The sequence below is a fragment of the Ruegeria sp. CG11 genome (assembly GCF_056537245.1).
In genome coordinates this window covers 1-26,295 of the sequence record NZ_JBQFRE010000026.1, presented here as the reverse complement: position 1 = coordinate 26,295, position 26,295 = coordinate 1, and the positions used below count along the sequence as shown (strand labels likewise).

Genomic DNA, 26,295 nt, shown 5'->3' with positions numbered 1-26,295 from the left:
AGTGGTCATGTGCTGGCGGGGACCTCCTCGACCCCATCTTCCAGCGTCAGTTGCAATGCATCGTTGAAACGGTTGAACGCGCCACACAGTGCGATGCGCCAGGTGAGTTCGACGATCTGCGCATCGGTGAAATGGGCGCGCAGGTCGGTGACCTCGGCATCTTTCATTCGGTTGGCGCGGGTGGTGACGGCCACGGCGTAACGCACCACCATCTTGTCGACCGCGTCTAGTTCCGGGTGATTGTCCACATCCGGCAGGCGGGCGACGCCCTCGGCGCTCAGACCCGACACCTCAAGCATGGGCGCGTGATGCGACATGCAATAGGTGCATTCGTTCAGCTTCGACACCGTCACCAACGCCAGTTCCAGCGCGCGGCGCGGCAGGGCGGCCTCGTCCCGCAGGTCCAGCAGCATGGCGAACAGGTGTTTTAGGATCACCGGGCGATGCGCCATCGCGCCGACCAGGTTGCCGAAGGGACCATAGCGTTTCATTTCGTCAAAAACGGCGCGGGCCTCATCCGGGAGCGTGTCGGCCGAGAGGGGAGAAATACGGCTCATGACAGGTCTCCGTCCTTGGCCTGCAGGCGGTATTCACGCATGAATCCCTGCGGGCGGTAGATCAACAGAAGGATGAGGCCCACGCCGATCAGGATCAGGCGAAGGGAGGCCGCCTGACCCGCATCCAGAAACGGCATGAGGTCTTTGAGGAAACGGGTGCCCTCCAGCAGGACCATCACCGACACGGCGCCGATCAGCAGGCCGGTGTTGGACCCGCGTCCGCCGGCAATGACGGCCATGAAGGCATAGGCGGTGACGAAGGCGCCGAACTGGGTGGGGTCGACATAGCTGAAGTAGAAACTGTGCAGGCTGCCCGCAGCGCCGATGATCGCACCGCCCGCGGCAAAGGCGCGGACGCGGAATGACAGGGTGGTCTTGCCCAGGGTGGCGGCGACCAGATCGTCCTCGCGCAGCGCCCGCAAGACGCGCCCAAAGGGTGAGACAGTCAGCAGTTGCGCAAAAATGAAACACAAGCCGAAGACCGCGACCGAGATGGCGAGGAACATCATCTCGTAACTCAGCCCCGAAGCGAGGCCGGACAGCGGCCGGGGAATACCGGGCAACCCGTTGGCGCCGCCGGTCAGCCAGGTTTCGTTCAGCAGGAACAGGCGGACGGCCTCGGCAAAGGCCAACGTGGCGATGGCCAGGTAATCCTCGCGCAATCGGGCCGAGACCAGCGCCACCAGTGCGCTGAGGATCACGGTCACGATCACCGCCAGCGCGGCGGCGATCAGGGCGGGCATTCCGGCCAGCGCCGACAGGCCCGCGACATAGGCGGCGACGGCGAAGAAACCGAAGATGCCGAAATTGACCATCCCGGCCTGACCCCATTGCAGGTTCAGCGCCAGCCCGATCAGGGCCGAGATGATGACGAAGATGAGAATTGCGGTGAGATAGCCGATCATCTGCTGATCCTCGCTTTGCCAAACAGTCCGTGTGGGCGCAGCAGCAGCACCAGGACGATAACCAGAAAGGCTACAGCCTGACGGTAGGTTGTGGGCAGGATCAGGGTCGACAGTTCTTCGGCCACGCCGATCAGCAACGCGCCGACGACGGCCCCCAGCGGGTTGCCGATGCCGCCCAGAATGACGGCGGCAAAGACCGGCAGGATATAGTTCCAGCCCATCAGCGGATCGACCACGCCGTCCATACCCACCAGCACTCCGGCAAAACCGGCCAGCACGCCCGAGATCGCCCAGACCGCCGCGATGACATAGTTGCGGTTGATGCCGCGCACGCCCGCCAAGTCGGGGTTGTCCGACACCGCCCGCATGGCGCGGCCCAGTGGCGTGCGCATCAGGATGAACCACACCACAACCATGGCCAGCAAGGCGACGATAACGATGGTGATCTGCTCGTTATTGACGCGCATCCCCAACCAGCGATGCGGGCGCGCCACCGCGATGTCATAGCCGCGAATGTCCGACCCCCAGAGAAAGCGCACCACATTTTCCAGTACGAAATACACCCCCATAGACGCCACCAGCAGCGTCACATGATCCGAATTGCGCAGCGGTCTATAGACCAGCCGGTCCGTCAGCAGCGCGACCGAGGCCAACCCAGCCGCCCCAAGCCCGGCGGCCAGCAGCAGTGGCGCGCCGATATCGACGTTGAAAAACAGTGCAATATAGGCTCCCATCGTGATCATCGACCCGATGGCAAAGTTGGGAAAGTTCAACACGCCGTAGGTCAACGACAGCGCGATGGCGGGCAATGCGACCAACAGGCCGGATACCACGCCGTTCAGCAGGATTTGCAACATCAGATGGTCTCCGTCGCTGCCGCATCCGCCGTGCCCATATAGAGCGCGTGGATATCCGGATGGTTGAGGAAATCGGGGGCAGGCATCTGCGCCCTGACCTGACCCGAGACAAGCACGATGGCGGTTTCCGAGATCACCATCGCCTCTTTCACGTTCTGTTCGATCATCAGGATCGACACGCCCGCATCGTTCACGGCCTTCACAGCCTGGAACATCTCGGCCACGTATTTCGGGCTGAGGCCGGCACTGGGTTCATCCAGCAACAGCAACGAGGGATTGGGCATCAGCGCACAGCCAAAGGCCAGCATCTGCCGTTGGCCCCCGGACAGGTTGCCCGCCATATCACCCTCACGATGAGCAAGGTCGGGAAAGATCTCGAATACTCTCTCTCGCGCGGCTTTCAGTCCTTTGGTGTCCTTGGCGATGAACTCATAAGCCAGCGTCATGTTCTCGCCGATCGACATGTTGCGAAACACGTTATGTTCCTGAGGTACGTAACCCAGCCCGGCACGCGCCATAGCGGGCGCGTTCAGCTTGGTGACGTCGGCCCCGTTCAGCGTGATCGTCCCACCGCGCGGCGTCAGCAAGCCGACTAGCGATTTTATCAACGTCGACTTGCCCGCCCCGTTGGGGCCTACGATGGTCGAGATCGCACCCTCGGACACAGTGAACCCCGCGCCCTTGATGATGTCGCCACCACTGCCGTAACCGGCGCGCAGGGCATCGACTGTCAGGATCGGATCGCTCATCACACCATGCTCCCCAGATAGGCTTCCAGCACGCGCGTGTCGGTGGTGACCTGCGCGAACGAGCCATGCATCATCTCGCGCCCTTCGGTCATCACGTAGACGCTGTCGCAGAGGCGCTCGATCATCTCCATGTCATGTTCGACGATGGCGAAGGTGACGCCCTCGGCCTTCAGCGACAGGATGAAATCGGCCAGGACGCCCTCCATCGTCGGCGCAACACCCGCGGCGGGTTCGTCCAGCAGGATGACCTTGGGTGACAGCATCATGGCGCGCAGCACCTCCAGCAGCTTTTTCTGCCCGCCCGACAGGTTCGCCGCCGACTGATCGGCCAGTCGCCACAGATCGACGCGCTCCAGCAAGGCGCGGGCCTGTTCGATGGCTTTCTCTTCCTCGGCGCGGATGCGGGCGCGGGAAAACAGCGAGGCGGCAATGCTTTCACCTAACTGTCCGGGCCGTGCCAGCAGCAGGTTTTCCAAGATGGTCAGCGCGCCCAGGTCGCGGCTGATCTGAAAAGTGCGCACCAGCCCCTGTCCAGCCAGTTTGTGCGGCGGCAGGCCGGTGATGTCGGCACCGTCCAACGTCACTTTGCCCGCATCGGGGCGATAGGCGCCGCCAATGGTGTTGAACAGCGTGGTCTTGCCCGCCCCGTTGGGGCCGACGATCCCGGTCACCTGTCCGGTGGGTATGTTAATTTGCCCGACATTCAGAGCCCTAAAGGCCCCGAATTTCTTGGTCAGGCCCGAAATCTTCAGCACGCGTCTCCTCCCGTGTTCCAGATTTTCTGCGCCTTGCCGTCGGTTGCGTAGGTCAACCAGTAATCCGACAATTGCTTGGGTGTGTGTTTGATGCGGTGGCTCAGCAGCGCCTGCGCGCAGGCGGCCAATTGAGTGGCATGCGCCGGGTCATCGGCCAGATTGCCATGACAGTGAGGGTCCGCGTTCAGGTCGAACAGCAGCGCGGGCTGCGCCGGGAAGTGAATATACAGCCAGTCCTGCGACATCAGCGCGGTGAAACAGCAATCGTCGACGTGTTCAGGCAGCAGATGGGCCAAATCCGGGTTCAGGCGCAGCTCGCGGAAATCGGTCTCCCACACTGTATGCCAACGCCAGTTCTTGGGCGGGCGGCCCCGCAGAAACGGTGTCAGGGCATGACCGTCGCAATGCGGTGCTGGCTGGCCTATAGCCTCAGCAATTGTGGGCAGGATGTCGATGGTTTCGGTGAAGGCGTGGCTTTCCGTTCCATGGCTGGCCGGATGGCGCGGGTCGCGGATCATCAGCGGCACGTGAAACAGACCCGGAAACGGTCCGCGTCGCCCGTAAATCCAGTTGTCGCCCAACTGATCTGCATGGTCCGAGGTAAAGATGATCAGCGTTTCGTCATATTGCCCGCTGGCCTTGAGGTCTGCGATCAGGGCTCCGAACTTCTGATCCACCTCTGCCATATTGCCGTAGTAGGCGGCGCGCATCGCGCGGTCGTGGTCGTCGGTCACCTGATCGGCTGTGAGGTCGGCGCGGAAATAGCGCTTGGCCCCGTAAGCGGCGATGGATGCGGCCAGAAACGGGTGGCTCTCGGCCACTTGCGCGATGGCATGCGGTCGCGCCGGGACCGAAAGGTCCGCTGGGTCAAACAGGCAGTTGAATGGCTCTGGCGCGACCATCGGCGGATGCGGGCGCAGGCAGTTGAGGTTCACGAACCATGGCTGCGCTCCCGTCTCTGTAATGTAATCCCGTGCCGCGCCGAACATGAAGGCTGTGTCGCTGAACTCCGCCGGGTATTGGCAGGGAGCGTCCGGCTGGGACGGATCATAGCCGCCCTTGGGCAGAAAGATGCTTTCGGGATCATCGCCCAGTTCGATCTCGATCCCGTGACCCTGCAGCCAGTCGCGCCACGCGGCAAAGCCATCATGATAGAAGAACCCGGCGCGCGTCTCGAAGCCTGGACAGACCCACGGCTGTAACTGAGCAGCATTGTCGGGGTCGTTAGGGGTATCGGTATAGCCAAACAAAACCGGAGCACGGCCGCTGTCCGCCACCAGATGCGCAAGGGTCGGAACGCTGGCGGGCAGCGGAGTTTCGTTGCTGACCTGCCGGTGGTTCATCAGGTACAGCCCGGTCAGCAGCGAGGCCCGCGACGGCCCGCAGGGCGCGGCCTGCGCGTGGTGTCGCCGGAACGACATCGCCTCGGCTGCGAAGGCGTCCAGATGCGGCGTCTTCACATCCGGATGCCCCCATGCGGCAATAGAATCCCCACGCCACTGGTCGGCAATGACCAGCAGCACGTTCCGAATTACTGTCATTTTGCTCCTGTTTTCTCTAGCTTGTGTCCTCGGCCATGGCCTGGATCGCATGTCTGAAAGCGTTCTTGAGCGACGCTATCATCTCGGTTTCGAATTGCGGGCTGTGATAGACCAGTGACTGCACCTTGAGCCCGCGTAGAGCGCAGAGCACCAGATTGATGCAGTCGCGAATGGCCTCTTCTTCCCAACCTTGGGCTGCGAAGGTGTCGTGCAGAATGGTGTAATAGCTGTTGAACAGATCGCGCAGTCCCTGGGCCACAGGTTCGGCCAGTTCCGGGTCGTTGCGTGCCGCCAGGGTCAGCTCTAGCGAGGGCAGAACGACGTCATCGGCAAACATGTTATCCCAGGCGCCGTCGACAAACGCGTCAACGTTGAATTCACCGTCCTTGAGCTCAGCCACCAGACCGCGCAGACGTTCCGGCACTTCTCGCCAGAGGTCTATTGCGGCATCCAGCAATAGCGCATTGCGGTTTGGGTAGTGATGGAACATCGCACCGCGTGATACACCGGCCTGACGGCAGATCTCGGGCGTCCCGGCATTGCGGAACCCTTTCTCCATCAGCGTCAGCAATGTGGCGCGGCGCAGTCTGGCGCGCATGTCTTCGCTTTTCTGTTGTTGTTTGCTTTGGGTCATGGGCCTTCGAATCGTCCTCGGGTGTGAGGTTGATTTACGTTAAGGCACTGCAAACGTTCCGGTCAAATAAAAAACAGGCGTGTATGTTTTTACTTTAAACTGATCCACGCCTAGTTACTGCTTTCATATTTTTGCAATGCGTAGAACGGCTTAAGCTCGGGTGCTTCAATTTGTGATTTTCGCTCGCAAACAATCGCTCGATAAAGGAGCAGTCCGGACCGACAAAAAACCGGCTTTGTGCGACGGACCACTTATAGTTCACGTCTACAAGATCTCCAGAGACATAAACGAGATTGTCTTCGCCTTCGGAGGTGATCTCTGGATGCTGAACAGACGACTTTCTCTTCTGCATCCACGGCTATTGTTTTGTTTAATTTGGAGCCTGAGCTGCCAGTCAGCGCTTTCCGAAATCTGGGAGGAAGCTACTAAAACGGCCAAACCGTGTCATTTGGCTGTCTCAGATAGGCGCACCCTTTGTGAACGCTTGCCGCCTTGTGCCTATTGGTTCATGGGATTGGCGAACCTTATCTCCCGCTCGACATAAGCGAGTATTTTGGGTGCCCAGTAGTATCCGTATGGATATTTCATTGTATCCGCTTCGTCGAATTTCGCAGCCGTTCGTTTAGCACATTCACTGGGCAGAATGGCGTCTACTTGCCTCTTCATTTCAGCACTTTTGGCTGCACCGACGTTATCGCCTGGTCCATAATAAATTGCACTAAGGCGACGGCCAACTTCGAGCGTATTCGACTCCAAGATAGCAACTGATGAGAGCGAGACCACCCGTCTAGAAACTCGTTTACAGTGGGTCTCGATCACCTCCCAATCGCCACGGTTCAATGCTTGCTCGGTGCTCATGATCGCTACGATCTTATCTAACGAGCCCACTACGGCATCTCTCTCCTTGGCCGGAAGGAACGAATGGGAGAACTGCCTTACTATGCCTAGGACAATCTGGAACTCGTGAGGATCGGTATTGGCCATCCGACCGAACTCGCCGTGGATCAATTCGGCGCAATCCCACAGATGGCCGCCGAAGTAACCGAGGTTCAATGCCGCTACTAGACGTTCTCGAGGGAAGGCATGAGCCTCTGGAAGTGTAAAGTTGGGAAAATGGCTCTTGAACATCGAAGGGTTTGTACCGAGGCTTCCCACGATATCGTCCCAGAACAGGAGGCCGACAGCTGACTTACCCTCGCTGACCCTTTTATCGGAGTACAACCTCACTTCCATCTGAAGCTTTGCGTCGCGATCCCGAGTGGTCGCAATATATATCGTGTTCAGTGTAGGCTCGAAAGCGTCGGAATTCTCCACTTCCGCTTTGACCAGGTCGATCTTCAACGGTGTTGCGTACCGTTTGCATTGAACTCCGATCTTCCGTCCGATGTCGTCCGGCCCGAAGATATCGACACCTTTCTGTTGCTGACCCGGACGACCGTTCGCGGCCAGATCGGGCGAATCCCAGCGCAGACGTAAAGCATCCAAGGCAATGGCTTCGAAATCCTGCCAGTTCTTCGGTTTCGGGACTTCGAGAGAATGAATTGATGTCATTGGTTTCCGGGGGTGGTCGATCGTTTCACAGTGTATACTTTATTGGCACGAGGCATAAAAGCGGACGTTCAATGCAGCTACGCAAACGGCAGCTTCGTCCGCTCTCCTGCAATTTACTGCCTGGTTTTGAACGTCCGGAATGAGCGGTTCGCGACTTGCTGCGCGGGCAAAGAACCGAACAGTGATCAAAGTCTGCAAAGGGCTCGAAGCCGACTTGCGGCGGCGTAGAGATGCTCCCCGTTCCGGGCCCATATGAATGTTAGCTTCCTATGTTGAAATGTGATCGGCTCGCACCTGCAGAGAAGGTCCGGAATCCGCCCCCTCGGTGAGAAACTGATTCTATTTCTATGATGGCTAAACCGCTTACGACCGGCTCTGGCGATGAGACCCCGTGTTGATTCCAGTCTGAAATCTTACTGAGAAGACAGGTGACAAAGAAAATATCCAAATCATGACTATGGGTATCGTTGCTTCAAAAGAGACGAGTTCCCAAGTTTTGCCTCTGTTCCTGGAAGATTATGCCTCTTGAGCGGCTTAAAATTTGGTCGCGATACAAGCGACTTATAAAACGTTTCTAAAGCGGGCTTTCTTTTACATTTGATTGGATGGTTTGGCGGTAAATTACTTAGATGTATTTGTTTTCAAACATAAAAATGATGATCATGGGTTTTTGCTGTTGATTCAAAAGTCCTGCCGCGCCTAACGTTGCTGTGACTCAACGAACAGTGATCGGCATGAATTCCAGTGAACAAATTAGACGATTTCATGAGACCCGAAAATTTAGGATTCGATTAGCAGGGTCGTCTTTTGCAGATATAGCCAGAAGGTTAAATCTAAGCCCGGCTACGGTCCAAGCCGTATCACAAGGGCGCGGCCGTTCAGCACGAGTTGAAGCCAAAATCTGCGAAGTAATTGGCTGTTCCGACCCTTCAGAGGTCTGGCCGGAACACTATGCGGACTAACGTGGGAAAGAGTAAATGTAGAGCTGCACTGTTAATAATTGGCGACGTGAAATGAAAGAGACCCTCAGGGTGTGCATACCCTGAAGGCCTCTGAAAATCGAAGTCTAGTACGATTTCTTCCCTTTTTCATCCCACCTTGCCCAATGGAAATCAAGTGAAAACACACCTGTCGCATCAGGTGTGATCAATACCGTTGTTTTTGCTGCAGACATCAAATGGAACCAACAGTGAAGTTTATTCAAACCGTCATCGCGGCGAAACTAACTAAACCGCTTTCCAGCAATCAAGCGTCTGAAGTGTACGAGGCTGGTGCCCACCGTTCGCCAAGCCGGTGTCTCTCCAACAACGACGGCACTCGTTGGTTCGCAAAACCCGAAAATCGACAGATCAATTTGGCTCTGGCGGATGCCATGGGCACGCATATTTCAGAGCTTTTCGAGCCACTCTAAAGCGAGGAGGAAAAAATGAGCCCCTAAATCAAGAGACCTTAAAAATTTAAGAGCCCCTCAAGAGCAGGGCTCCCGAAAGGCTCGTGCAAAAGTTTAGCAGCTCTTTGCACACCCTTCATGATCCAATTCTGGCGACCCGTCAACCGCGCTGATCGATTCAGCGGGCGGGTCACCTTTTACCTTAATCAATGAAGAGGAGCCGAATGGCACGGGAGCAACCCGCAGCCACGGCTAGAGATATGTCTAAAGATGACGACGACGATTTCTATCGTCCCCCCGCACCCACCACGGCCGGGCTTATGTTTCCTGCGCGCTCAAAGTTCACTGTGCGCGGGTTTACCTTTGCCATGACACCTGCCGAAATGTACTGGCGGCAGATCATATCTGCCAGTCAACATGAGCGGGCAACCTGCCTCCTGGCACTTGCAGATCCCAATCTTTGGAACCTGCATGATCAGCCGCGTCCCGTCAGTTATATTGATGCCTCTGGCCGCCAGCGCACGCACCGCTTTGATTATCTGGCGGAGTACCGGGATGGGTCACGCGTGGCGATGGCGGTCAAACCGGCAGAACGCGTCGAAAAGCTGAACTTTCGGGGCACGCTCGCCGCAATCCGTCGTGATCTGCCGAAGGGGTTTGCCGACAAAGTCTGCCTCATCACTGAACGCAGTCGCCATCCCAAAGAAGTTCAAAACGCTGAGCTTTTGAACTTCTTTCGACGCTGCCCGGATGACGAGGCCGATCTTCTTGTTGCCGAGCTTGTTTCGGGTCTCACAGACGAGCTCTCCATCGGAGAACTCATCAAACCTCTGGACCTTGGCGCGCGCGGGTTCCGCGCGGCCTTCAGAGCGATCTACGCGGAGCTTCTGCAAGCCAACACGCGTGAACTCATTTCCACCAACACAACCGTCGCCCCCGGAAAGGACAGGCCATGAAAGATTTCCAGTTTCAGCTCAACATCAGTTTTGTAGATGCGGTGTTAGGGATGGGGAATCTCCACATTGTCCAAGAGTGCACTGCCAACACAGTTACGTTGCTTGCGAAACAAGCGGGCGCTGTACCTTTGACGTTCACCCACGAGGAACTCGCCAGACTGCTCGAAGACGGGCATTTTTCGATCGAGTATGGTTATTTCTCCGATCGGCAGGCCGCGCGCCGCGCTCGGGCTGGACGGGCACTGCTTTCGCGTCTGTCTTTGAAAACACAGGTCAATGCCTTTGTTGCCGAAGCCTGGTGCGAGGCGATGAGCGAAGGTGAAGACGAAGAGTGGTTCAATAGATCATCCAAACGGTGGTTTGAGTTTCTGCCGAAGCTTCAGGATCGTGTGCAACAAAAGCTTCAGGATGGGTTGTTCAAGGCCTTGAACGGGGAAGAGATCGACCCGGGACTGCTGTCTTTCGTGCCCGGTCGCACCGGCATCATGGAAAAGTACCGCGAGTGGGAAAAGACCAAAGATCCGATGATCTTTGTCAAGAAATCCATCTTCAATGGCCAAAACGGTAAGCGCATCGACCCACGGGTCGAAGCAATTACTCAGATGGAATTCACGAATTATCTCCATCCAAACGAAATCTACCCTTCACAGGTATTGGATGCTGTAAATGCTGAGGTGCGACGAAGGAACATTGCACTTGGCATCGCTGGCGAGGATCTTCTTCCTGAGGTCTCGTTGAGCACGATCGAGCGCCGTATCAATGATTTGGATCGGTTTGAGGTCCTGGCTGCCCGCAAGGGCGTTGCATACGCCAAGAACAAGCTGGGTGCCCATGTCGGCGGCATTAAGCTTCAAGCCCCACTACACCGTGTCGAAATGGATGAATGGGAAATCGATCTCATTGCAATCCTGCAGGGTAAAGGGATCGATATCACACACCCGAGCCTACGTGATCTTGAACTTGGCCGCTATTGGGTGTGCGTTGCCATGGACACGGCGAGCCGCTCGATCCTGGGTCTCAAGCTGTCGACCAAGCCAAGTGCAGAAGACGCAAAAGCCGTCATCTGGATGGCATTGCGTAACAAGACTACGCTTGCGGCCGGGCTGGGATGTGAAACAGCCTGGGCACAGCATGGACACATCTATCACGTTGCAGTCGACAATGGCCCGGCCTTTGTGAACGTTGATTTTAAGGCCGCTCTCTCAGATCTGGCAATTGATTATTCGGTGTTGCCTGCCGGAGTTCCCAGGTTGAGAGGGACGATTGAGCGCGTGTTTCGCAGCCTTGCAACTTTGTTGATGCCTTATCTGACCGGGCGCACCTTTTCCAATCCACGAGAACGAGGGGACTACCCGTCAGAGAAATACGCAGTGCATACCGCGGAAAGCATCTTGGAGTTGCTGGTGCGGTTCACGGTCGATGTCTACCACAATCGCAAGCATCGCGGCCTGGAGTACGCCACGCCCAACAATATGTGGGACAAGCTGATCGCTGAGTTCGGCTGGTCCCCGCCAATGAGCGTGCACAAAATCCGACATATCCTGGGGCTAAAATTCAATCGCAATACGGGCCCCCACGGCGTTTTGATGAACGGCGTGAACTACCATTCTGAACGGCTCGCAAAGCACTTCCAAAAATACGGCCCTCAATTGGTCGAGGTCAGTATCGATCCCGAAGATATGGGGCACATCTCCGTGTGGCTTGAGCGTGGAGAGGACAGCGGTTGGTCAACGTTGCGAGCGACGATCGATGGGCTTGACGGGATATCATTCGCGTCGTGGGAACGCACGATCTTTGAACTGCGCCAAAACAATCGCGCAGCCGCCAGGCTTACGCAGGGTGTGGTGGACCGTGCTATTCGGCGGATCAAGGAGATTGACGCTGAGCAGCGGGCGATGCGGCAGCTTGGCCCGATCAATCTTACCAGGGATCAAATCAAACGTGCGCAACGCGAAACGTTCTGGGGTCTGTCCCTAGGCGCTGATCCAGAAATCGCCACCGACGAAAACGCGGCAATCCCGGAGCAAGACTTCGATCTCCTGTCCGATGAAATCCCCTACCAGCCAGGCCCGCTTCCTGAAGAACAGCCTGTGTTGCCGGAGCCCAGCGAAGGCGAATGGCTTTTCAGCGATGAGTTGGACGACGAAGACGGCGATCAGCCGAGTTCAAACAACACAGATTCTGACGAGGAGAAGGGTGATGAATAAACACAGCAGGGAGTTCCAGTCTGACAAAGACATCCGCAAAAAGGTGCAGAGCTTAAGAAAGCTCTACATCCCGCGGCCAGAATTTGACAAGCTTGACGCGCGTTTTGGCAGCATCCTTGAGCAGCGCCGAGCTGATGAGGCTGATGGTGTCGTGTTCAAAGCCCGAAGCATTATGCTGGTGGGGCCATCCGGCAGCGGAAAAACCACCGCAGTTAGACAGCTCGTCCACAAATACGCGCATCTGATGGCCACGGACCCGGAGAAGGATATCTGTGAGTTCATTGGCCTACAGGTGCCCAGCCCGGCCACGATGAAGTTTGTCGGTGCGGCAACGCTACGTGCGCTGGGATACCCGTATTCCGGCAATAAACAAGGACCGGCAATCTGGGATCAGGTCAAAGAGCAACTCAAGCTTCGTCGGACGCTTTTTCTTGGGTTCGACGAGGCGCAGGATTTGGCCCGTTTCCAAACTGACAAAGAAAGACAGTCTGTCGTCAATACCCTTAAGTCGATGATGGAAAACTCCGTTTGGCCCGTGGGGTTGCTGCTGTCCGGGATGCCAGACCTCAAGAAAATCGTAAATCAAGATGCGCAGCTGGCGCGACGGGTTGATCCAATCGAAATCGGACGGCTGCATTCTCTGCGTGATGTCGAGCATGTCATCAAGATCGTGCAAAGATACGCCGATCGGGCGCAGATCGATGTAGTGGCTTCTGTTAAGAATGAAGCCTTTGCCATGAGGCTCATGCACGCGGCGGACTACCAGTTTGGGCTTATGGCCGAGATCATTGTTCTCTCGGTGTCGCATGCATTGTTCACAGAAGGCTTCGAGGCAAAGCTGAGCATTCGGCATTTTGCGGAAGTCTATCGCGAGCGAAATGGCGCAGATGACTGGATGAACATCTTTATAGCTGAGGACTATGGGCGCCTTAACCCGAGAAAGCTCCTGGACGATGGCGACAGTCCTGAAGATGGAGAAGATGCATGAAATCCCCGTTGACCCTTAGTCTTCCCCTCATCGAGGGGGAGACCCCGTCAGGTTATGTCGCCCGAATGGCCCGCCTCTTTCGGACCACACCACGCGATTTAAGCTCTGATCTTGGAATGCGATGGCCGTTTCTCTGTTCAGGACATGAGGGCCAGTTGGAGCGCCTCGCGTGGCTGACGGGGCATGATTTCTCAACCCTGAAACTATGGTCGGCGACAAAGCTCTCTGTGGGCCGATATCGCGTGGGACAAACACATTCATCCACTGGTGTGTTTCGTAGAACGGCCCTCCGGTTTTGCCCGCAATGCGTGTTGGAGGCACGGGAGCGCTCAGGCGATCATGGGATTTATGAGTTGCTCGAGTGGAAAGTGCTCAGCCTGCATCGCTGCGAAAGACACGGGACGATGCTGCGAACACTTCCGCCAGCAGGTCACTCCCATGAAGCTTACGACTTTGCAACCCAGGCGCTCGGGCATTGGGCGTATATCGAAACGGCTGCTTCCGAAGGTACGGTTCTGCCACCGACGCGTTACGAGAGCTATGTGCGTGACCGCATCCGCAAAGGTGAACAAGATGACTGGCTCCGAGACCTTGGTTTAACCGCTCTGAATGGCGCCTGTTTGTCGCTTGGAGCGGCCATTGATGGGTGCCGCGGAAAAACCGCCAACAGCCTTGCGCACCCGGAGGCACATCAATTGGCTGAACTTGGCTTCTCCTACCTAGCAGATGGGCCAGACGGGTTGTCACGAGCACTCCACCTGCTTCACGAAGAGAGCAAGAGCGACCGCCCATATTTCAGCACTGATCTAGGGCCATTTTATGATTGGCTGCATGAGGTACAGGACGATCCAACTCTGCGCGACATACTAACCAAAACACGTGACCGCATCTTTGAGACGTACCCAGTTCCCTTGGAAAAAGACGTCCTTGGGCAAACGCCGCCGCGCGAAATCTGGCTCACCATTGAAGAGGCCCGCAAGCGCTCGGGTTTTGGCGCTGTCTTCTTGAAAAAGCTGTTAGGGCATCTCGAAGGGATCAGCGCCGACGAAGCCATGAAACGCACCGATATTCGAGTGTCTGAGCTTTCGCGGGTTCTTTCTTTCTGGTCGGGGTTAATGAACCTGTCACAAGCAGCGAAGGAGTTGTCCATTCGGGCTGAGCAGGTCAAGGCGCTCATGCGTTTGGGGGTTCTGACCCAGGTTCAGCTAACTTCAGCGTTGCGCTATGCGCGACGTGAGGAAATCCACACTCTGCTGCAGCGCATTGAAAGCCTGCCGGATGCACCCGATGAAGATGGGTTCTTGCCGCTCCGTGCGTTCTGTCGTTCAAAAGGCATTCCACTGGTTCGGGTTGTTGCAGACCTGATGTCCGGCGCGTTGGATGGTCGGTTGCGCCGCGGCAGAGGCACTGGAGTGCATGCAATTGAGGTTTCCGATCAGGCGTTTGCAGCAAAGGATGAACTCCGCCTGGACCGTGATCTGACGCTTGCAGAGGCGGCGAAGTTCCTCAGGATCAGTATTATCTCAATCCGCAAGCTACGTGATGCGGGCTACCTGGTTGCGGTAAATAAACTCAACCCAGATACCAACCACATCAAAACCTATGTCACGCGTGACAGTATTGCTGCGTTCCAGGCGCACTACGCCACCCTGGGTCAGGTCGCTTCTCACCGAAAGGTCGCGCCGATCCATCTGGCCCGGCAACTTGACCGCGCAGAGGTTGAGCCCGTTTCATGCAACGGCGACTTCGTGCGTGTCTATGAAAAAGAAGCTGTCATGGGCGCCGGAAAACCCCCGGCAGACCTCACCATTAAACAATTTGAGACCGGAGGTGGCCAATGAGCAGGCTCGTCCTAACCTTGCAGCCAGCGGAGCTGGAAATCCCTACATCCTTTCTGTCGCGATTGGCTGCCCGCAACGGCTGCGCAGATATGTCTGACCTTTGCGCCGATCTTGGGTTGGATCTCCACGCAATATCGAACGGAGATAAGTTCGCCATAGAAGATCTCTGTCGTCTCGCGGACCTCCCGCGGGATGCTTTCGCGAAAACTGCCGTGATCAAAAAGGCCAAATTCGAGTACCGCATTGGTCAAGAGCCCTTCGATCGCCAGACCCTTAATCGTCAAGAAATTCGGGTTTGCCCGAAATGCATTTTGGAACAACATGAGGTTTCCTCAGATCTTTGGGCAAAGGTGCATCAGCTGCCCTGGCAGGTCCCTCAAATCCAAAGCTGTTATCTCCACAACGAACGTTTGCTGGTGATTGCAGACCAATCCACGGTTGCCCAACGTTTTGATAGTAGTCTGGCGATCAAAAATGCCTGGGATGACATCTGGCATGCTGATCACCCCATGATCGCTGACAGCTTTGATCAGTATCTGTCCAAGCGTCTACGCAGAAAACGGCGGCGTTCCTTATGTGATCGGATGACCATTCATGCCCTTTGGAGGGTGTCCGAAGCACTCGGTACCGCCCTGATCCATGGTAAATCACAACGTCGGTCCGATTTGGATGATCATGCAAAACGGGAGGCTCTTTTGGCAGGGTTTGGGCTCTTGAATGCCGGGGAAGAGGTGCTGTTCGAAGCCTTGACCTATTTCTCGCAGAGAACGCTAAAAGCAGCCCATTTTCAGCTCTTGCCACACTACGGTGAGCTCCAAAGGCTCTTGCTCCAAAAGCCCAATGGCCATGACGACCTGAAGCTGTTTCGAAACCTCATGCGTGGCTATCTATTGGATACATATCCGTATGCCCCAGGCGCGGTGGTTTTGGGGCATGAAGTTGAACAACGCCGCATTCACAGCGTCAGTTCCGCCACTCAGCACTTGAAAGTGCGCCGTGATGTCTTTGAGGCGATCCTAGTTGAAAATGGCATCGCTGAGCGCAACGGTGACGGTGAAGTTGAGCTCAACAGACCGTTGACCCTTCCGCTGGTCGAGCGCTTGGGATCTCAAAAATCGAGATATTTATCCAAGAAAGAGGCCGCGAAGTTTCTTGGCGTTTCCGATGGCGTACTGAAAGAGCTTCAGGAATGCCGAATTCTACAGCCAACTACAGGGGGGGGACATAAGGAACGTGGCGGATACGACAGCGTTCATCTGCGGCAGCTGATCCGCGACCTTTTTGGTGGTACGCGCGCTTTCCAATCTGTTCCTGACGGTTGCCAAACGTTGCCAAACTTAGCTCGGCAAAAGCGGCGAAGGGTCTCAGAGTTGGTGCAACTGGTTCTAGCTGGCCGCTTGAGTGCGTCGGGGCGTCTTGGAGGGGAGTTTAAAATCAGCAACCTGCTTGTTTCCAAAATTGAGATGTCTGAAATCTTCTCCGATCGACCTCGAAGAAGATCGGCGAGGAAGCAGCGGAACGCCGAGTGAAAAAAGCACGCCAGCGAATAGCAGGAACGGCTCAATAGGGAGGTTGAATGCCAATAGCTGACAATCGCAGTGATCTTCTCCAACGCCTCAAGCCTATATGGGAGGCCGTCGACAAGCTGGGGTTGAAGGGCACTGGCTCTGATCTGAAGGCTTTCCTGGACGAGATGTGGGGCGAGGAAATTGAAACAGATGCCACCGTTCCGGAGACCGAAAACAATCCGGATTGGGCGGGCAAGGAACTCGCGGAAGATCCCGCACTTCAGTTCCAGATGATTGCTGTCGCCTATGCCACAGGAAATGCGGATGAGATCGACCGGATTGTGGACTACGTCGCGCTCATCCGCCGTATGAAAAAGCAAGGCATCCATGAATTGGGTGGCTCGGATGACGAAAGTCCGGAGGGGTGATGCGATGGATTGAAGACGCACATTTCGTTGGTGGATGAATTCGCATCTGGCCTTGGCTACAAACTTACCGGGTCGGAGATAGGAGCTGGCGGTCAAGACCGGCTGCGGTTTGACGTGGGGTTATGGCCGCTTGCCTGGCGAAATTGACTCGGCTGACCCCTCGGAAATACAGTATTTGATGTTTGACAGCGGTTTCGGGAGACAACGGCTATGGCGAGATCCAACAGTCCTTCGGACGCAGAGCTCTCCGCTATAGTTCGAGAGGTGTTGGCCCAATCGATAGAGCGAGCGAAAGTACCCACTTGGCGTGCAGCGCTGCCGCCAATGTTGTTGGGGGCAGCATCCACCTTGGCGGTTATGGTCCTTACAAAGTGGCTCATAGATATCGGCTTGCTTTGATGGCTTCGGCTCAACGGGTGGCTGCTTCAGACACAGTGTGGTTGCTCGTTGCTGGGCGCTTGGGTTTTACCAAGTAGAGTCATCACTATGAAGAATGGCTGGGTTTTCCGGATGCGATCTCGTTATGATTTCCGCAACGGTTTTTCTGGTGATATTCACATCACAACAAGGACGCGACAGCGACCATAAGAAAAACGCTCGTTTTTCGGATTCGGGGCTGTGCCGAGAACACGTCAAAATCTGCGGTAGTTCGCCTGTAGATTGAACGTGACAAAAGCAACTAGCTGAGCTTAGATGCAGTCGCATGACCCGACCTTGGTGATACGCAAACGATGTAGCTTATCAACATAAGTAAAGTCCGCTGACAAAAGAGGATTTGCCAAACTTTGAGATTGTTCTTGTTTTCCACGGCATTCATGTTGCCAATTGCCGTTGTTGTGCCAGCTTACCGGATGGAACTATCTTCGTCGTTTAAACTATTCCTGGGGGTTTGCACGGTCTTTTTTTTGTCGGCAGCGCTTTCAAGAAAGCTGAAAGCGTGGCTGGCAGAAGATGTGGTGCGTGGAACGGATGGGCGAGTTTGGTTTCTTTCCATCTCTTGTTTACTGATCTCAGCTTTGAGCTTGTTGGGTCTGTCTTTGTCGACAAGAGATTGTAGCCGCTGGGCTGAGCTTGCTGGCGGATGTACCACGTTCGTAATCGTTATGGCTACATCCTTAGTTTTGGTAGGTGCTCTTTTCCTGAGCATTACCTACTCAGGAATCTGCAATTCTCTTCTTAGGAATTCAAATTAGGAAAAAATATGGGCGGTATAAGAGATTTCTTTTTGGGAAGTGACACACCAGGCGTAACAGCTTGGGATTTTTCTAACGGGATCGCTTCGGGTGCCGAGGCGTACCTGACGGCACGATCAGGAAGTATCTTCAGCGGTAGTGTTCCAATTGCACGAGTATTTGGCGATAACGAAGCCATTGCTAGGGCAAATTTGTCCGGAGCGCTTGCAGATACGGCCAAAGTACTTGGTCGCGCTGCTGTTGCACTAGACCTAGTGGGAACAGGAATTGAAGCTTACCGGGAATTCAGTGCTGGAAATGTACCAGGTGCAATTCGGGAAGGGGCTACTGGCCTTGCAGCACTTGGTGGAGCGGTTGTCGTCGGTGCAGCGGTTGGCACAGTAGTTGCAGGATCAGCCGCTACCGCAACGGTCATTGGCACGACCGCTGGAATCGCGGTTTCATTAGGTACTAGCAATCTTTCTGATGCCTACAGCGCGGAGATCGACGGCTTTATCGACAGAGGTTTGGCTACAGTTCTCGACAATGGCGACGTACTGATGACATCAGAGGCTTTTGCCAGCCTCGTAGGCTATTCGAGCATGTACGGGCCGGATTTTCTCCAAGAGTTCTTTAACAATGCAACGGGCGTCATCGATATTGACCTGGCGGGTTTGCAACATTTCATAGACGACTATTATGGGCCAAATTATCGAGCAGGAGACTATCAACTCAATAATCAATGCTTCATTGCCGAAACCCCAATCCAGATGTGGCCAACCGACTCTTTGGTTAAGCCACGTGAAGACGGCTCGTTTGACGAGGCTTTGGTTCTTTTGCGCCGCGAGTTCAAGCCAATCGAGGAAATCGCTGTTGGCGACATTGTTGTATCATACGACAATATAGGAAACCTCCAACCTGGCCGTGTCACGCAGCTATATCGCAACCGGGTTCGGCATGTGCTGGATGTGTTTGGCCTAAAGGTTACTCCTGGTCATGTGACGCTGTGTGGGGATGGCAAATTCGAAGGCGAGCATGTTCCGATTTTGGACATCTTGCGCTCGGATGGTGCTCTGGTTCGGGCTGATGGCTCGAAGGTTCGGGCAGCCACCGGGTGTGATCTGAGATCCGAAGGAGACCGGATGGTTGTTGCGATTGTCGGCGAGCGGCAATCGAATGGTCAGATCAGAATAGGCGAGACGGGTGAGATCCGAGCTGGAACGAGGGTCATTCTTGAGTCTGGGCAGGATGTGTCGGTTTTGGAATTGATTGAGGCCAACGGCGGGGTCTTATGCGATGACGGCTATGTCCAGGAATCCTCGGGTGGCATGAAGCTGCCATTCCGATGGACGTTCACTCCGCATCTCCCCAGGCCGGAAGACTATGTGTTGCAGCGTTCAGCAGTCACGTTGGCGGAGATTTATGAGGCTGATGAGTGGGAAGCAGTATCACCTCGTCTACCGATGCCCAGTTCAAAGGAAACGGCTCATGAGGCTGCGGAAACGCATAAGCATCTGATTTAATTCTGTTACATAAATCCAAAAAGACTATTCGATCCGCGATGAATTAGGCGGTGTGAAGGGGCAGTATGACCGAACTTGTAAGCAATAGCGCCGACCGCGAAGCTGCGGCACCTGTTATTTTGGCAAAAGGCGATATGTCGTTGATGAGGGAAGGCAGATTTGTTGATGCCTTTGAATGCACCACGTTCCCACCTGTTTCAAAGGAGGCTCCCGAAGTTGCCATTGCCGCCATCGGTGATTTGCAAGACTTGAGAAACACTCAGGGTAGCTTCGATGTCTATAACTTTGAGGTTGAGCAATATCACACCTATGTCGCGGGCGGTATTCGCGTTCACAACACTTCAGGTTGGCTTGGTAAAGCAGCCAACTTTGTCGAAGAAGCAATCGACGGATTTGCTGAATTGCTTGGAGCTAAACCAGGAGGTGCCTTCGATAACTTTACGAATGACTTGTTTGCACCTGTTCATGCATTAGGCAGGCTACTGACCGGTGCCTCTGAACTTGCCATCAACGCGGCTAAAGCTGTAGGTGGCTGGATTGGTGAAAAACTAACGCAATTCGATGCGTGGCTGGGCGATCTCTTTGGTGTTTCACCGCAGCAAGAGACCACTCCTGTATCTATTCCAGAAGGCACATCGTACCGCGAAGATGGCGCGGTAGCCACGTGGAATGGTGGTGTCACAAATCCCAACAGCTACTATAGCAAGGATTTCTTGGATCGATACGGACACGTAACCGAACAAGGAGTAGCTCGTGCGACCTTGGGTAACCATTTTAGAGCGTTGGGTGACTATCTCGGGATAACGGATGGAGAATGGGGGCTTCAGGGTGGAAACAAGCCCAGCAAAAAACCAATTCGCCCAAAGTTGCGCCCGGATGATCTCGGTAAGGACAACGACAAAGGCGGTGGTTGGGGCCGCTCTCGCGCAGAAGTGGAGGCCGCAACCGACCGAGCGCGTAGTGGTGTCGATAGTGTTGGTGATACAACCCGAGGTGAGGACCGAGAACATCCAATTATTCTCGATCTTGACGGCATGGGTGTGGAGATCACCGAGCTGTCGAACTCGACAGTTTTTGTTGACGCAACTGGCGATGGCCTCCGGAACCTGACCGCGTGGGCGGCGGCTGGGAACGGTGTGCTGTTTTATGATGCGGATGGGGATGGGACGATCTCGGAGAAGCGGGAATATGTCTTCACCGAATGGGACCCGACGGCGACAAGCGATATCGAGGCGCTGAAGGCGATCTTTGACAGCAATGGGGACGGCGTCTTTGACGCCAATGACGATGCCTGGAGTGACTTCAAGGTTCTGGTGACACAGGCTGATGGATCGCTGGTGGCCAAGACGCTGGATGAGCTGGGGATCACCTCGATCGATCTGACGGCGGATGCGACCAATATCGAACTGCCAGATGGCTCGGTGATTACCGGCAAAACAACTTTTACTTATTCCGATGGCACCACCGGGACCGTGGCCGATACGACTTTGGTGTCTGAGACGGCCAGCTATCGCGTTGAGGAAAGTGAGGTTATCGACTCGGAGGGGGTGCGTACGCATATCCAGACTGGATATGGCGCCGATGGCGCCATTTCTTTTGTCATCACGTCCGTGACCACTGCAGATGGGTCCTCGATCACCAACAGCTATGACGACAATGGCGACGGGGTGGTGGACCGGGTTCAGACCATCTTCACGGTCACCAACGTGGACGGAAGCAAAAGCGAAACCGTCACCAATAAGGTGGGTGCGGATTTCTCGAATGGCATCCTGGTGAATGAGACCAAAACCACCACCAGTGCAGATGGTGCAGTCGTCACGATCGAGCGGGATTCCACGGGGGGCGGTTGGTACGATCAGACCGAGGTGCGCACGACGCACGCCGATGACAGCCTGACCATCGTGACAACCGATCGCGGTCCGGATGGCAGCGTGATCCGGAGTTCGTCTGAGACGGTCTCGGCCGACGGGCTGGTCCGCACGGATGCGATTGACGAAGACGGCGATGGCAGCGTTGATCTGACCATCACGCATACAATTGTCATCAATGCTGATGGCAGCCGCTCGGAAACCATACAGTATTTCAACGCGGACGGATCGCTGCGCAGTTCAGTGACAGAGACCGTTTCCGCCGATGGCCAGACCAAGACCATCGCCCGCGATCAGGATGGGGATGGTGACATTGACGTTCAGGAAGAGCTGAACATCACGGTCAACGCGGATGGCTCGACAGTATCCTCCCTGCTGATGAAGAATGGCGATGGGAGCTTACGCAGCTCCAGCACCCATACCCAATCTGATGACGCTCTGCAGAAGACCTCAGCCACCGATCAGGATGGCGATGGCGACGTGGATGTCACCATGGTTGAGGCCACCACAATCCACGCCGATGACAGCCGTGAGACAGAGACGACGCAAACGAATACGGATGGCTCTGTCCGCGGCAAGACCAAAGTCACTCTGGGGAGCGACAAAGTCAGTTCGGAAACCTGGATCGATCACAATCAGGATGACGTGTTCCAGGCAACCGACCTGAGCCGCAGTGTGACGGTTGACGGGACAACCGGCGAGCGCACCACAACAAGCTGGACCCGCAATGCGGATGGGTCTTATAGCGCGCATTCCGTATCGGTCGCGAGCGAGGATGGTCTCGATGTGACCACCAGCTTCGACACGGACGGTGACGGCGACACGGATCTGATCGTTGAAGATATCACGGTTGAAAATGCAGACGGAACCTCGACGCGCACGGTTACTGAACGCGCTTCGAATGGCAGCCTCATTAGTGAACAGGAGATTATAACAAGTGCCAGCGGGCTGACCGTCACAACGCTGACCGATCTGGATGGTGACGGTAGCATCGACAGTAAAACCGTTTCTGTCAGCACCCCGAATGCAGATGGCAGCGTTACACAAACACAGACCGTATATGCCGGGGATCAGACCACAGTTCTGTCGGAAACAACGGTGATCCAAAGCGCGGATCGGCGTGTGTCGGATACGGCAATTGATGCCAACGGCGATGGTTCAACAGATACGGCCCTGCATTCGGAGAAACACGCTGACGGCAGCATGACCGAGACGGAAACCCGCCTGAACGCCGACGGTGAGACGCTGTACAGGCAACAGACCGATACCAGCGCGGATGGGTTGACCGTGACGGTGGCAACGGATTTGGACGGTAATGACGTTGTCGAAACCAAGACAGTTCAAAACACGGTTCTGAATGCAGATGGGGGGCGGACAACCACAACAACCGTTCATAACGGGGACGACAGTCTGCGCAGTCGAACTGTGACGACAGTGAGTGACGATGGTCTGGTTGTCACAACATCAGAAGATACCGATGGGGATGGCACAGCCGATGTGATCGTCACCTCGACAACTCAACTCCAGGTAGATGGATCGCAGGAAACCACCGAAGACCTGAGTGCAGGCGACAATGCTCTCCTGTCTCGTACAACAACCATCGTCAGCGATGACGGGCTTACGGTCGAAACCCGCTCTGACAATGATGGGGATGGATCTGCGGATATTGCGTCCACCAGTACAACCGTCCTGCACGATGATGGCAGCACCACCGTCACGTCCGATGTCAGAGATGTGTCAGGCGGCGGCAATATCCTGCGGTCGCAGAGCATCACTACCACAAGCGATGATGGTCGGGATGTTCTGGTAACGACAGATATCGATGGCGACGGCGATGTCGATGTCAGGGTACATCGTGTTGTCGGGGATGACGGACAGGTCACGCGCACGGAAACAGAACTGAACAGCGATGGCTCCATCATGAGCCAAAGCACGACAACCACCAATGACAACGGTCTGGAAATCTCGACCCGGCACGATGCGGACGGTAACGGCGGCGATGAGAGGACCGTCAGCGACATAACGGTGCTGAACGCGGACGGGTCTACGACGATGACCGTCGCGCAAAGCGCTGAGGATGGGACTGTTTATTCCAGAACGGTTGTTGAAACCTCCGCAGACGAGTGGACGACCACCACCCGTGAGGATTGGGACAATGATGGTGATGACGACCTGACCACGCTTCAGACTTATGATCTGGCGACCGACGGTGTTGAAACCACCACAGTCACCCAGACTGCTGCAGATGGATCAACATTGAACACATCCGTCACGGAGGTCAGTGCGGATAAACGAACCACGACACAATCTCTGGATGTCGATGGTAATGGGATCGACGACATGGTGTCTGTGTCCCACACAGATGACAGCGGCCTGACCACGACCAACACCACCTACTATTCTGCGGGCGGCGGTATTGAGGCGCAAACCACGTCAACCGTCAGCGGAGACGGGCTAACCACCACGATGGAGGTTGATCGAAACGGCGACGGGGAGGCGGAGCGTATCGTTAAAGATACAACAACGCTGTCGGGCAACGGGTCTTCCACACGCACGGTGAACCACAGCAACGGACGCAACGTCAGCCTTGGTGAGGAAGTTTATCATACCAGCGATGATGGATTGCGTACGTCAGTACAGCTGGATCTCGATGGCAACGGGTTGTTTGATTACACGACTAAGGGTGAAACGCTCCTCGAAAGTAACGGCGAGGTCGTCAATCTTCAGGCTACCCTAGACGAAAAGTTCCAAACGCAGTCGGAAATCAAAACGGTCACCAGCGGAGATGGGCTGCGGACCACGGTTGAGACGGATTTTTCCGGCGATGGAAGCCCCAACCGGATTTCCTTGAGGGTTGCTGAGGCAAATGGCGCGTTCACGGAAACGGTGTCCGAGTTTGGGGCGGGTACCGATCTTCAAAATGCGCATGTGAGAACGGTCAGTGCGGATGGGCGAACGGAAATTATCACCTCCGATCTGGACGGGGATGGTTTTGATGACCGCACAACCGTATCGGTGGTTGACGCGGATCGTGTGGTTACCACAACGATCAGTGAGCTGACCAAAGATTCACGTGTCGAGACAGAGATTGTAGAAACCACCTCCGCGAATGGCATGCACCATGCCCTGGACTTGGACATCGAGGGCGATGGCTCAGTAGACATCACCCGCAGCACCGATGTCAGCTATGATGCTCAGGGCAACAGGATCACCACATTCACCGAGACAGGGGAAAATGGTGAGATCACCTATCAGGAAACCCGAACCGTCTCCGCGGACGGGCTGGTTGCAACGTCCAGCTTCGATCTGGATGGCGATGGAGAACTGGATGGTACCAAGCGGAGCGAAACCGTCCTGAACCCTGATGGCAGCCAGGTCACAACCGACACAATCAAATATGCAAACGGTGATCTCCGGTCCGAAAAAACAGTGTCCGTCAGCAGCGATGGACGGACCGTTGTGCAGACCGAGGACTTCGATGGCAACGGCATTGCGGACAAGGTAACCGAAGTGGTTATTCGCTCGGACGGCGAACAGGTGGTGACCGAGCGCGCCTTCAACGAAGCCGGATATGCAACCAACATCTTTGTCACGACCACGTCTTCAGACGGTTTGACGCAAACGATCCTGAGAAATGGCAATGAGCAGACCATAACCCGATCTGCGGTCGATAACGGCACTTATACTTGGAACAATGGTGTTTCGGCGAGTGTGAGTAATACAAGTGTTGTTGTCTCACACGAAGTTGACGCGCTTGGCGTCGAAACGTGGACATCTGTTGCCAAATGGAAAAACTCCTCCGGAACGATCTTGACCCAAACAGAGTCCGCGCGTGTTGATCAAGCGGCCAAGGCCCGCGTGCTGGAGGAGGCAGCCCGGATCTATGACACGGTTCTTGATCGGGATGCGGATTTTACCGAGCTGGAAACACTCGTCGCATTTATTGAGGATGGGCAGTTGGACAAGGCTGCTTTGACTTCTGCCCTGATCGGCTCTGCAGAGTTTCAGACACGATATGGGACACTGACGAATGCGGAGTTTATCACGCAAATTTTCTTGAATGCGTACGGCCGCGCTCCGGCACTTTCCGAGCTCAAAGTTACTTTATCCGATCTCTTTGAAGGCCGGATCACGCGCGGTGAACTGGCCGCCGAGATTTCCGAATCCGCCGAGCATATCGTGGTTGGAAACGGTCATAGGGCGACCAACAATTTTGACGTCATCCTGAACCCTGCGCAATTTGAACGTGGTCTCGACAGGGCCTACGCGGAAAACCTGATCAAGAGCCTTGTCGACGTGGTCTATGACCGGGACGCGACAGACCAGGAGATTGCCGTTCTGTCGAAACGGTTGCTCAAGGATACGGACAACCCGGATGATATCGCCGCTGATCTTCTGGCGCTGGAAGGTAGTATTCAGGGTGTGGCCACCAACAGCCTTAATGGTCTGAATGGTGCCAAGTTCATCGAGCAAGCCTTTATGAATGCGCTGGGTCGACCACCTACAACGGGTGAATTGGCGCTGTGGTCCAGTAACCTGGACAATGGCAGGATTACAAAGGCTCAGTTTGTCGCTTCACTGGCACAGAGTGTCGAGTATCAAAACATCGGCAATGCGCATGTTGCACCGGCTGTAGACCCTGTTGTCACCAAGGACGGGACATTTGCAGGCCAAACATTGACCGGTGCAAATGATCAAAATGATGCGCTCAACGGCCATGCCGGCGATGACACGCTTGAAGGAAAAGGTGGCAGCGACGTGCTGACAGGCGGCATTGGGAATGACCACCTTTATGGCGGAAGTGGTTCTTATGTCTCGAATAATGGCAATGATACCTATGTCTGGTCCCGCGGCGACGGCAATGA

The 26,295-nt window shown here is 55.5% G+C and carries 18 protein-coding genes and 1 pseudogene; 11 read left to right on the top strand and 8 right to left on the bottom strand.

All coding sequences use genetic code 11. The annotated features are described in order from the left end of the window. Positions 1-5: 5 nt before the first annotated feature. The 8 genes from ACR0KW_RS22620 to ACR0KW_RS22585 all read right to left on the bottom strand — a co-directional run bounded on the left by ACR0KW_RS22620 (position 6) and on the right by ACR0KW_RS22585 (position 7,549). On the bottom strand, positions 6-557 hold the full coding sequence (locus tag ACR0KW_RS22620; protein WP_480807029.1) for a carboxymuconolactone decarboxylase family protein: 552 nt from the start codon (positions 555-557) through the stop codon (positions 6-8). After that, positions 554-1,462, bottom strand: coding sequence for a branched-chain amino acid ABC transporter permease (locus ACR0KW_RS22615; RefSeq protein WP_480807028.1), 909 nt, complete (start codon positions 1,460-1,462; stop codon positions 554-556). Before ACR0KW_RS22615 ends, ACR0KW_RS22620 begins: the two co-directional genes overlap by 4 nt. Further along, positions 1,459-2,319, bottom strand: coding sequence for a branched-chain amino acid ABC transporter permease (locus ACR0KW_RS22610; protein WP_480807027.1), 861 nt, complete (start codon positions 2,317-2,319; stop codon positions 1,459-1,461). The genes ACR0KW_RS22615 and ACR0KW_RS22610 overlap by 4 nt, the downstream gene beginning before the upstream one ends. Beyond that, positions 2,319-3,068 carry an ABC transporter ATP-binding protein gene (locus tag ACR0KW_RS22605; RefSeq protein WP_480807026.1) on the bottom strand — a complete coding sequence of 250 codons (750 nt, stop codon included), beginning with the start codon at positions 3,066-3,068 and terminating at the stop codon, positions 2,319-2,321. Before ACR0KW_RS22605 ends, ACR0KW_RS22610 begins: the two co-directional genes overlap by 1 nt. Beyond that, on the bottom strand, positions 3,068-3,823 hold the full coding sequence (locus tag ACR0KW_RS22600; protein WP_480807025.1) for an ABC transporter ATP-binding protein: 756 nt from the start codon (positions 3,821-3,823) through the stop codon (positions 3,068-3,070). Before ACR0KW_RS22600 ends, ACR0KW_RS22605 begins: the two co-directional genes overlap by 1 nt. Beyond that, on the bottom strand, positions 3,817-5,364 hold the full coding sequence (locus ACR0KW_RS22595; protein ID WP_480807024.1) for a sulfatase-like hydrolase/transferase: 1,548 nt from the start codon (positions 5,362-5,364) through the stop codon (positions 3,817-3,819). Before ACR0KW_RS22595 ends, ACR0KW_RS22600 begins: the two co-directional genes overlap by 7 nt. Before the next feature lie 16 nt (positions 5,365-5,380). Beyond that, entirely contained in the window at positions 5,381-5,998 is a 618-nt protein-coding gene (locus ACR0KW_RS22590; protein ID WP_480807023.1) for a TetR/AcrR family transcriptional regulator, read from the bottom strand. A 498-nt stretch (positions 5,999-6,496) separates the two neighbouring features. Next, a complete protein-coding gene (locus ACR0KW_RS22585) occupies positions 6,497-7,549 on the bottom strand; it encodes a hypothetical protein (protein WP_480807022.1) in 1,053 nt (350 codons plus the stop codon). A gap of 734 nt (positions 7,550-8,283) precedes the next feature. Here ACR0KW_RS22585 and ACR0KW_RS22580 point away from each other — a divergent pair. The 11 genes and pseudogenes from ACR0KW_RS22580 to ACR0KW_RS22530 form a co-directional block, all read left to right on the top strand. Then, on the top strand, positions 8,284-8,511 hold the full coding sequence (locus ACR0KW_RS22580) for a helix-turn-helix domain-containing protein (protein ID WP_480807021.1): 228 nt from the start codon (positions 8,284-8,286) through the stop codon (positions 8,509-8,511). Positions 8,512-8,738: 227 nt separating this feature from the next. Beyond that, complete coding sequence (locus ACR0KW_RS22575; protein WP_480807020.1) at positions 8,739-8,960, top strand: hypothetical protein; 222 nt, start codon at positions 8,739-8,741, stop codon at positions 8,958-8,960. A gap of 203 nt (positions 8,961-9,163) precedes the next feature. Then, positions 9,164-9,895, top strand: a complete 732-nt coding sequence (locus ACR0KW_RS22570; protein ID WP_480807019.1) for a hypothetical protein — start codon at positions 9,164-9,166, stop codon at positions 9,893-9,895. Then, positions 9,892-12,102: a DDE-type integrase/transposase/recombinase gene (locus ACR0KW_RS22565; RefSeq protein WP_480807018.1), complete on the top strand. Its 2,211-nt coding sequence runs from the start codon at positions 9,892-9,894 to the stop codon at positions 12,100-12,102. The genes ACR0KW_RS22570 and ACR0KW_RS22565 overlap by 4 nt, the downstream gene beginning before the upstream one ends. Further along, positions 12,095-13,090, top strand: a complete 996-nt coding sequence (locus ACR0KW_RS22560) for a TniB family NTP-binding protein (RefSeq protein ID WP_480807017.1) — start codon at positions 12,095-12,097, stop codon at positions 13,088-13,090. Before ACR0KW_RS22565 ends, ACR0KW_RS22560 begins: the two co-directional genes overlap by 8 nt. After that, positions 13,087-13,488: pseudogene (locus ACR0KW_RS22555) on the top strand (TniQ family protein); the annotation flags it as partial. The gene ACR0KW_RS22560 and the pseudogene ACR0KW_RS22555, both read left to right, overlap by 4 nt. Positions 13,489-13,494: 6 nt before the next feature. Further along, the gene (locus tag ACR0KW_RS22550) at positions 13,495-14,931 is read left to right on the top strand and encodes a helix-turn-helix domain-containing protein (RefSeq protein ID WP_480807040.1); all 1,437 of its coding nucleotides are present in this window, start codon (positions 13,495-13,497) and stop codon (positions 14,929-14,931) included. After that, positions 14,928-16,460 (top strand): TniQ family protein, encoded by a 1,533-nt coding sequence (locus ACR0KW_RS22545; RefSeq protein ID WP_480807016.1) that lies wholly within the window; start codon positions 14,928-14,930, stop codon positions 16,458-16,460. The genes ACR0KW_RS22550 and ACR0KW_RS22545 overlap by 4 nt, the downstream gene beginning before the upstream one ends. A gap of 47 nt (positions 16,461-16,507) precedes the next feature. Continuing rightward, entirely contained in the window at positions 16,508-16,867 is a 360-nt protein-coding gene (locus ACR0KW_RS22540) for a hypothetical protein (protein ID WP_480807015.1), read from the top strand. A gap of 1,201 nt (positions 16,868-18,068) precedes the next feature. Then, entirely contained in the window at positions 18,069-19,562 is a 1,494-nt protein-coding gene (locus ACR0KW_RS22535) for a hypothetical protein (protein ID WP_480807014.1), read from the top strand. A gap of 65 nt (positions 19,563-19,627) precedes the next feature. Next, positions 19,628-26,295: DUF4214 domain-containing protein (locus tag ACR0KW_RS22530; RefSeq protein ID WP_480807013.1), on the top strand; the 6,668-nt coding region annotated here is incomplete at its 3' end.

Coding starts and splice junctions, on each gene's coding strand:
- ACR0KW_RS22560 (WP_480807017.1), top strand. CDS start 12,095: ATGAATAAACACAGCAGGGAGTTCCAGTCTGACAAAGACATCCGCAAA.
- ACR0KW_RS22585 (WP_480807022.1), bottom strand. CDS start 7,549: ATGACATCAATTCATTCTCTCGAAGTCCCGAAACCGAAGAACTGGCAG.
- ACR0KW_RS22610 (WP_480807027.1), bottom strand. CDS start 2,319: ATGTTGCAAATCCTGCTGAACGGCGTGGTATCCGGCCTGTTGGTCGCA.
- ACR0KW_RS22580 (WP_480807021.1), top strand. CDS start 8,284: ATGAATTCCAGTGAACAAATTAGACGATTTCATGAGACCCGAAAATTT.
- ACR0KW_RS22540 (WP_480807015.1), top strand. CDS start 16,508: ATGCCAATAGCTGACAATCGCAGTGATCTTCTCCAACGCCTCAAGCCT.
- ACR0KW_RS22535 (WP_480807014.1), top strand. CDS start 18,069: ATGGGCGGTATAAGAGATTTCTTTTTGGGAAGTGACACACCAGGCGTA.
- ACR0KW_RS22620 (WP_480807029.1), bottom strand. CDS start 557: ATGAGCCGTATTTCTCCCCTCTCGGCCGACACGCTCCCGGATGAGGCC.
- ACR0KW_RS22565 (WP_480807018.1), top strand. CDS start 9,892: ATGAAAGATTTCCAGTTTCAGCTCAACATCAGTTTTGTAGATGCGGTG.
- ACR0KW_RS22605 (WP_480807026.1), bottom strand. CDS start 3,068: ATGAGCGATCCGATCCTGACAGTCGATGCCCTGCGCGCCGGTTACGGC.
- ACR0KW_RS22590 (WP_480807023.1), bottom strand. CDS start 5,998: ATGACCCAAAGCAAACAACAACAGAAAAGCGAAGACATGCGCGCCAGA.
- ACR0KW_RS22595 (WP_480807024.1), bottom strand. CDS start 5,364: ATGACAGTAATTCGGAACGTGCTGCTGGTCATTGCCGACCAGTGGCGT.
- ACR0KW_RS22550 (WP_480807040.1), top strand. CDS start 13,495: ATGCTGCGAACACTTCCGCCAGCAGGTCACTCCCATGAAGCTTACGAC.
- ACR0KW_RS22570 (WP_480807019.1), top strand. CDS start 9,164: ATGGCACGGGAGCAACCCGCAGCCACGGCTAGAGATATGTCTAAAGAT.
- ACR0KW_RS22615 (WP_480807028.1), bottom strand. CDS start 1,462: ATGATCGGCTATCTCACCGCAATTCTCATCTTCGTCATCATCTCGGCC.
- ACR0KW_RS22545 (WP_480807016.1), top strand. CDS start 14,928: ATGAGCAGGCTCGTCCTAACCTTGCAGCCAGCGGAGCTGGAAATCCCT.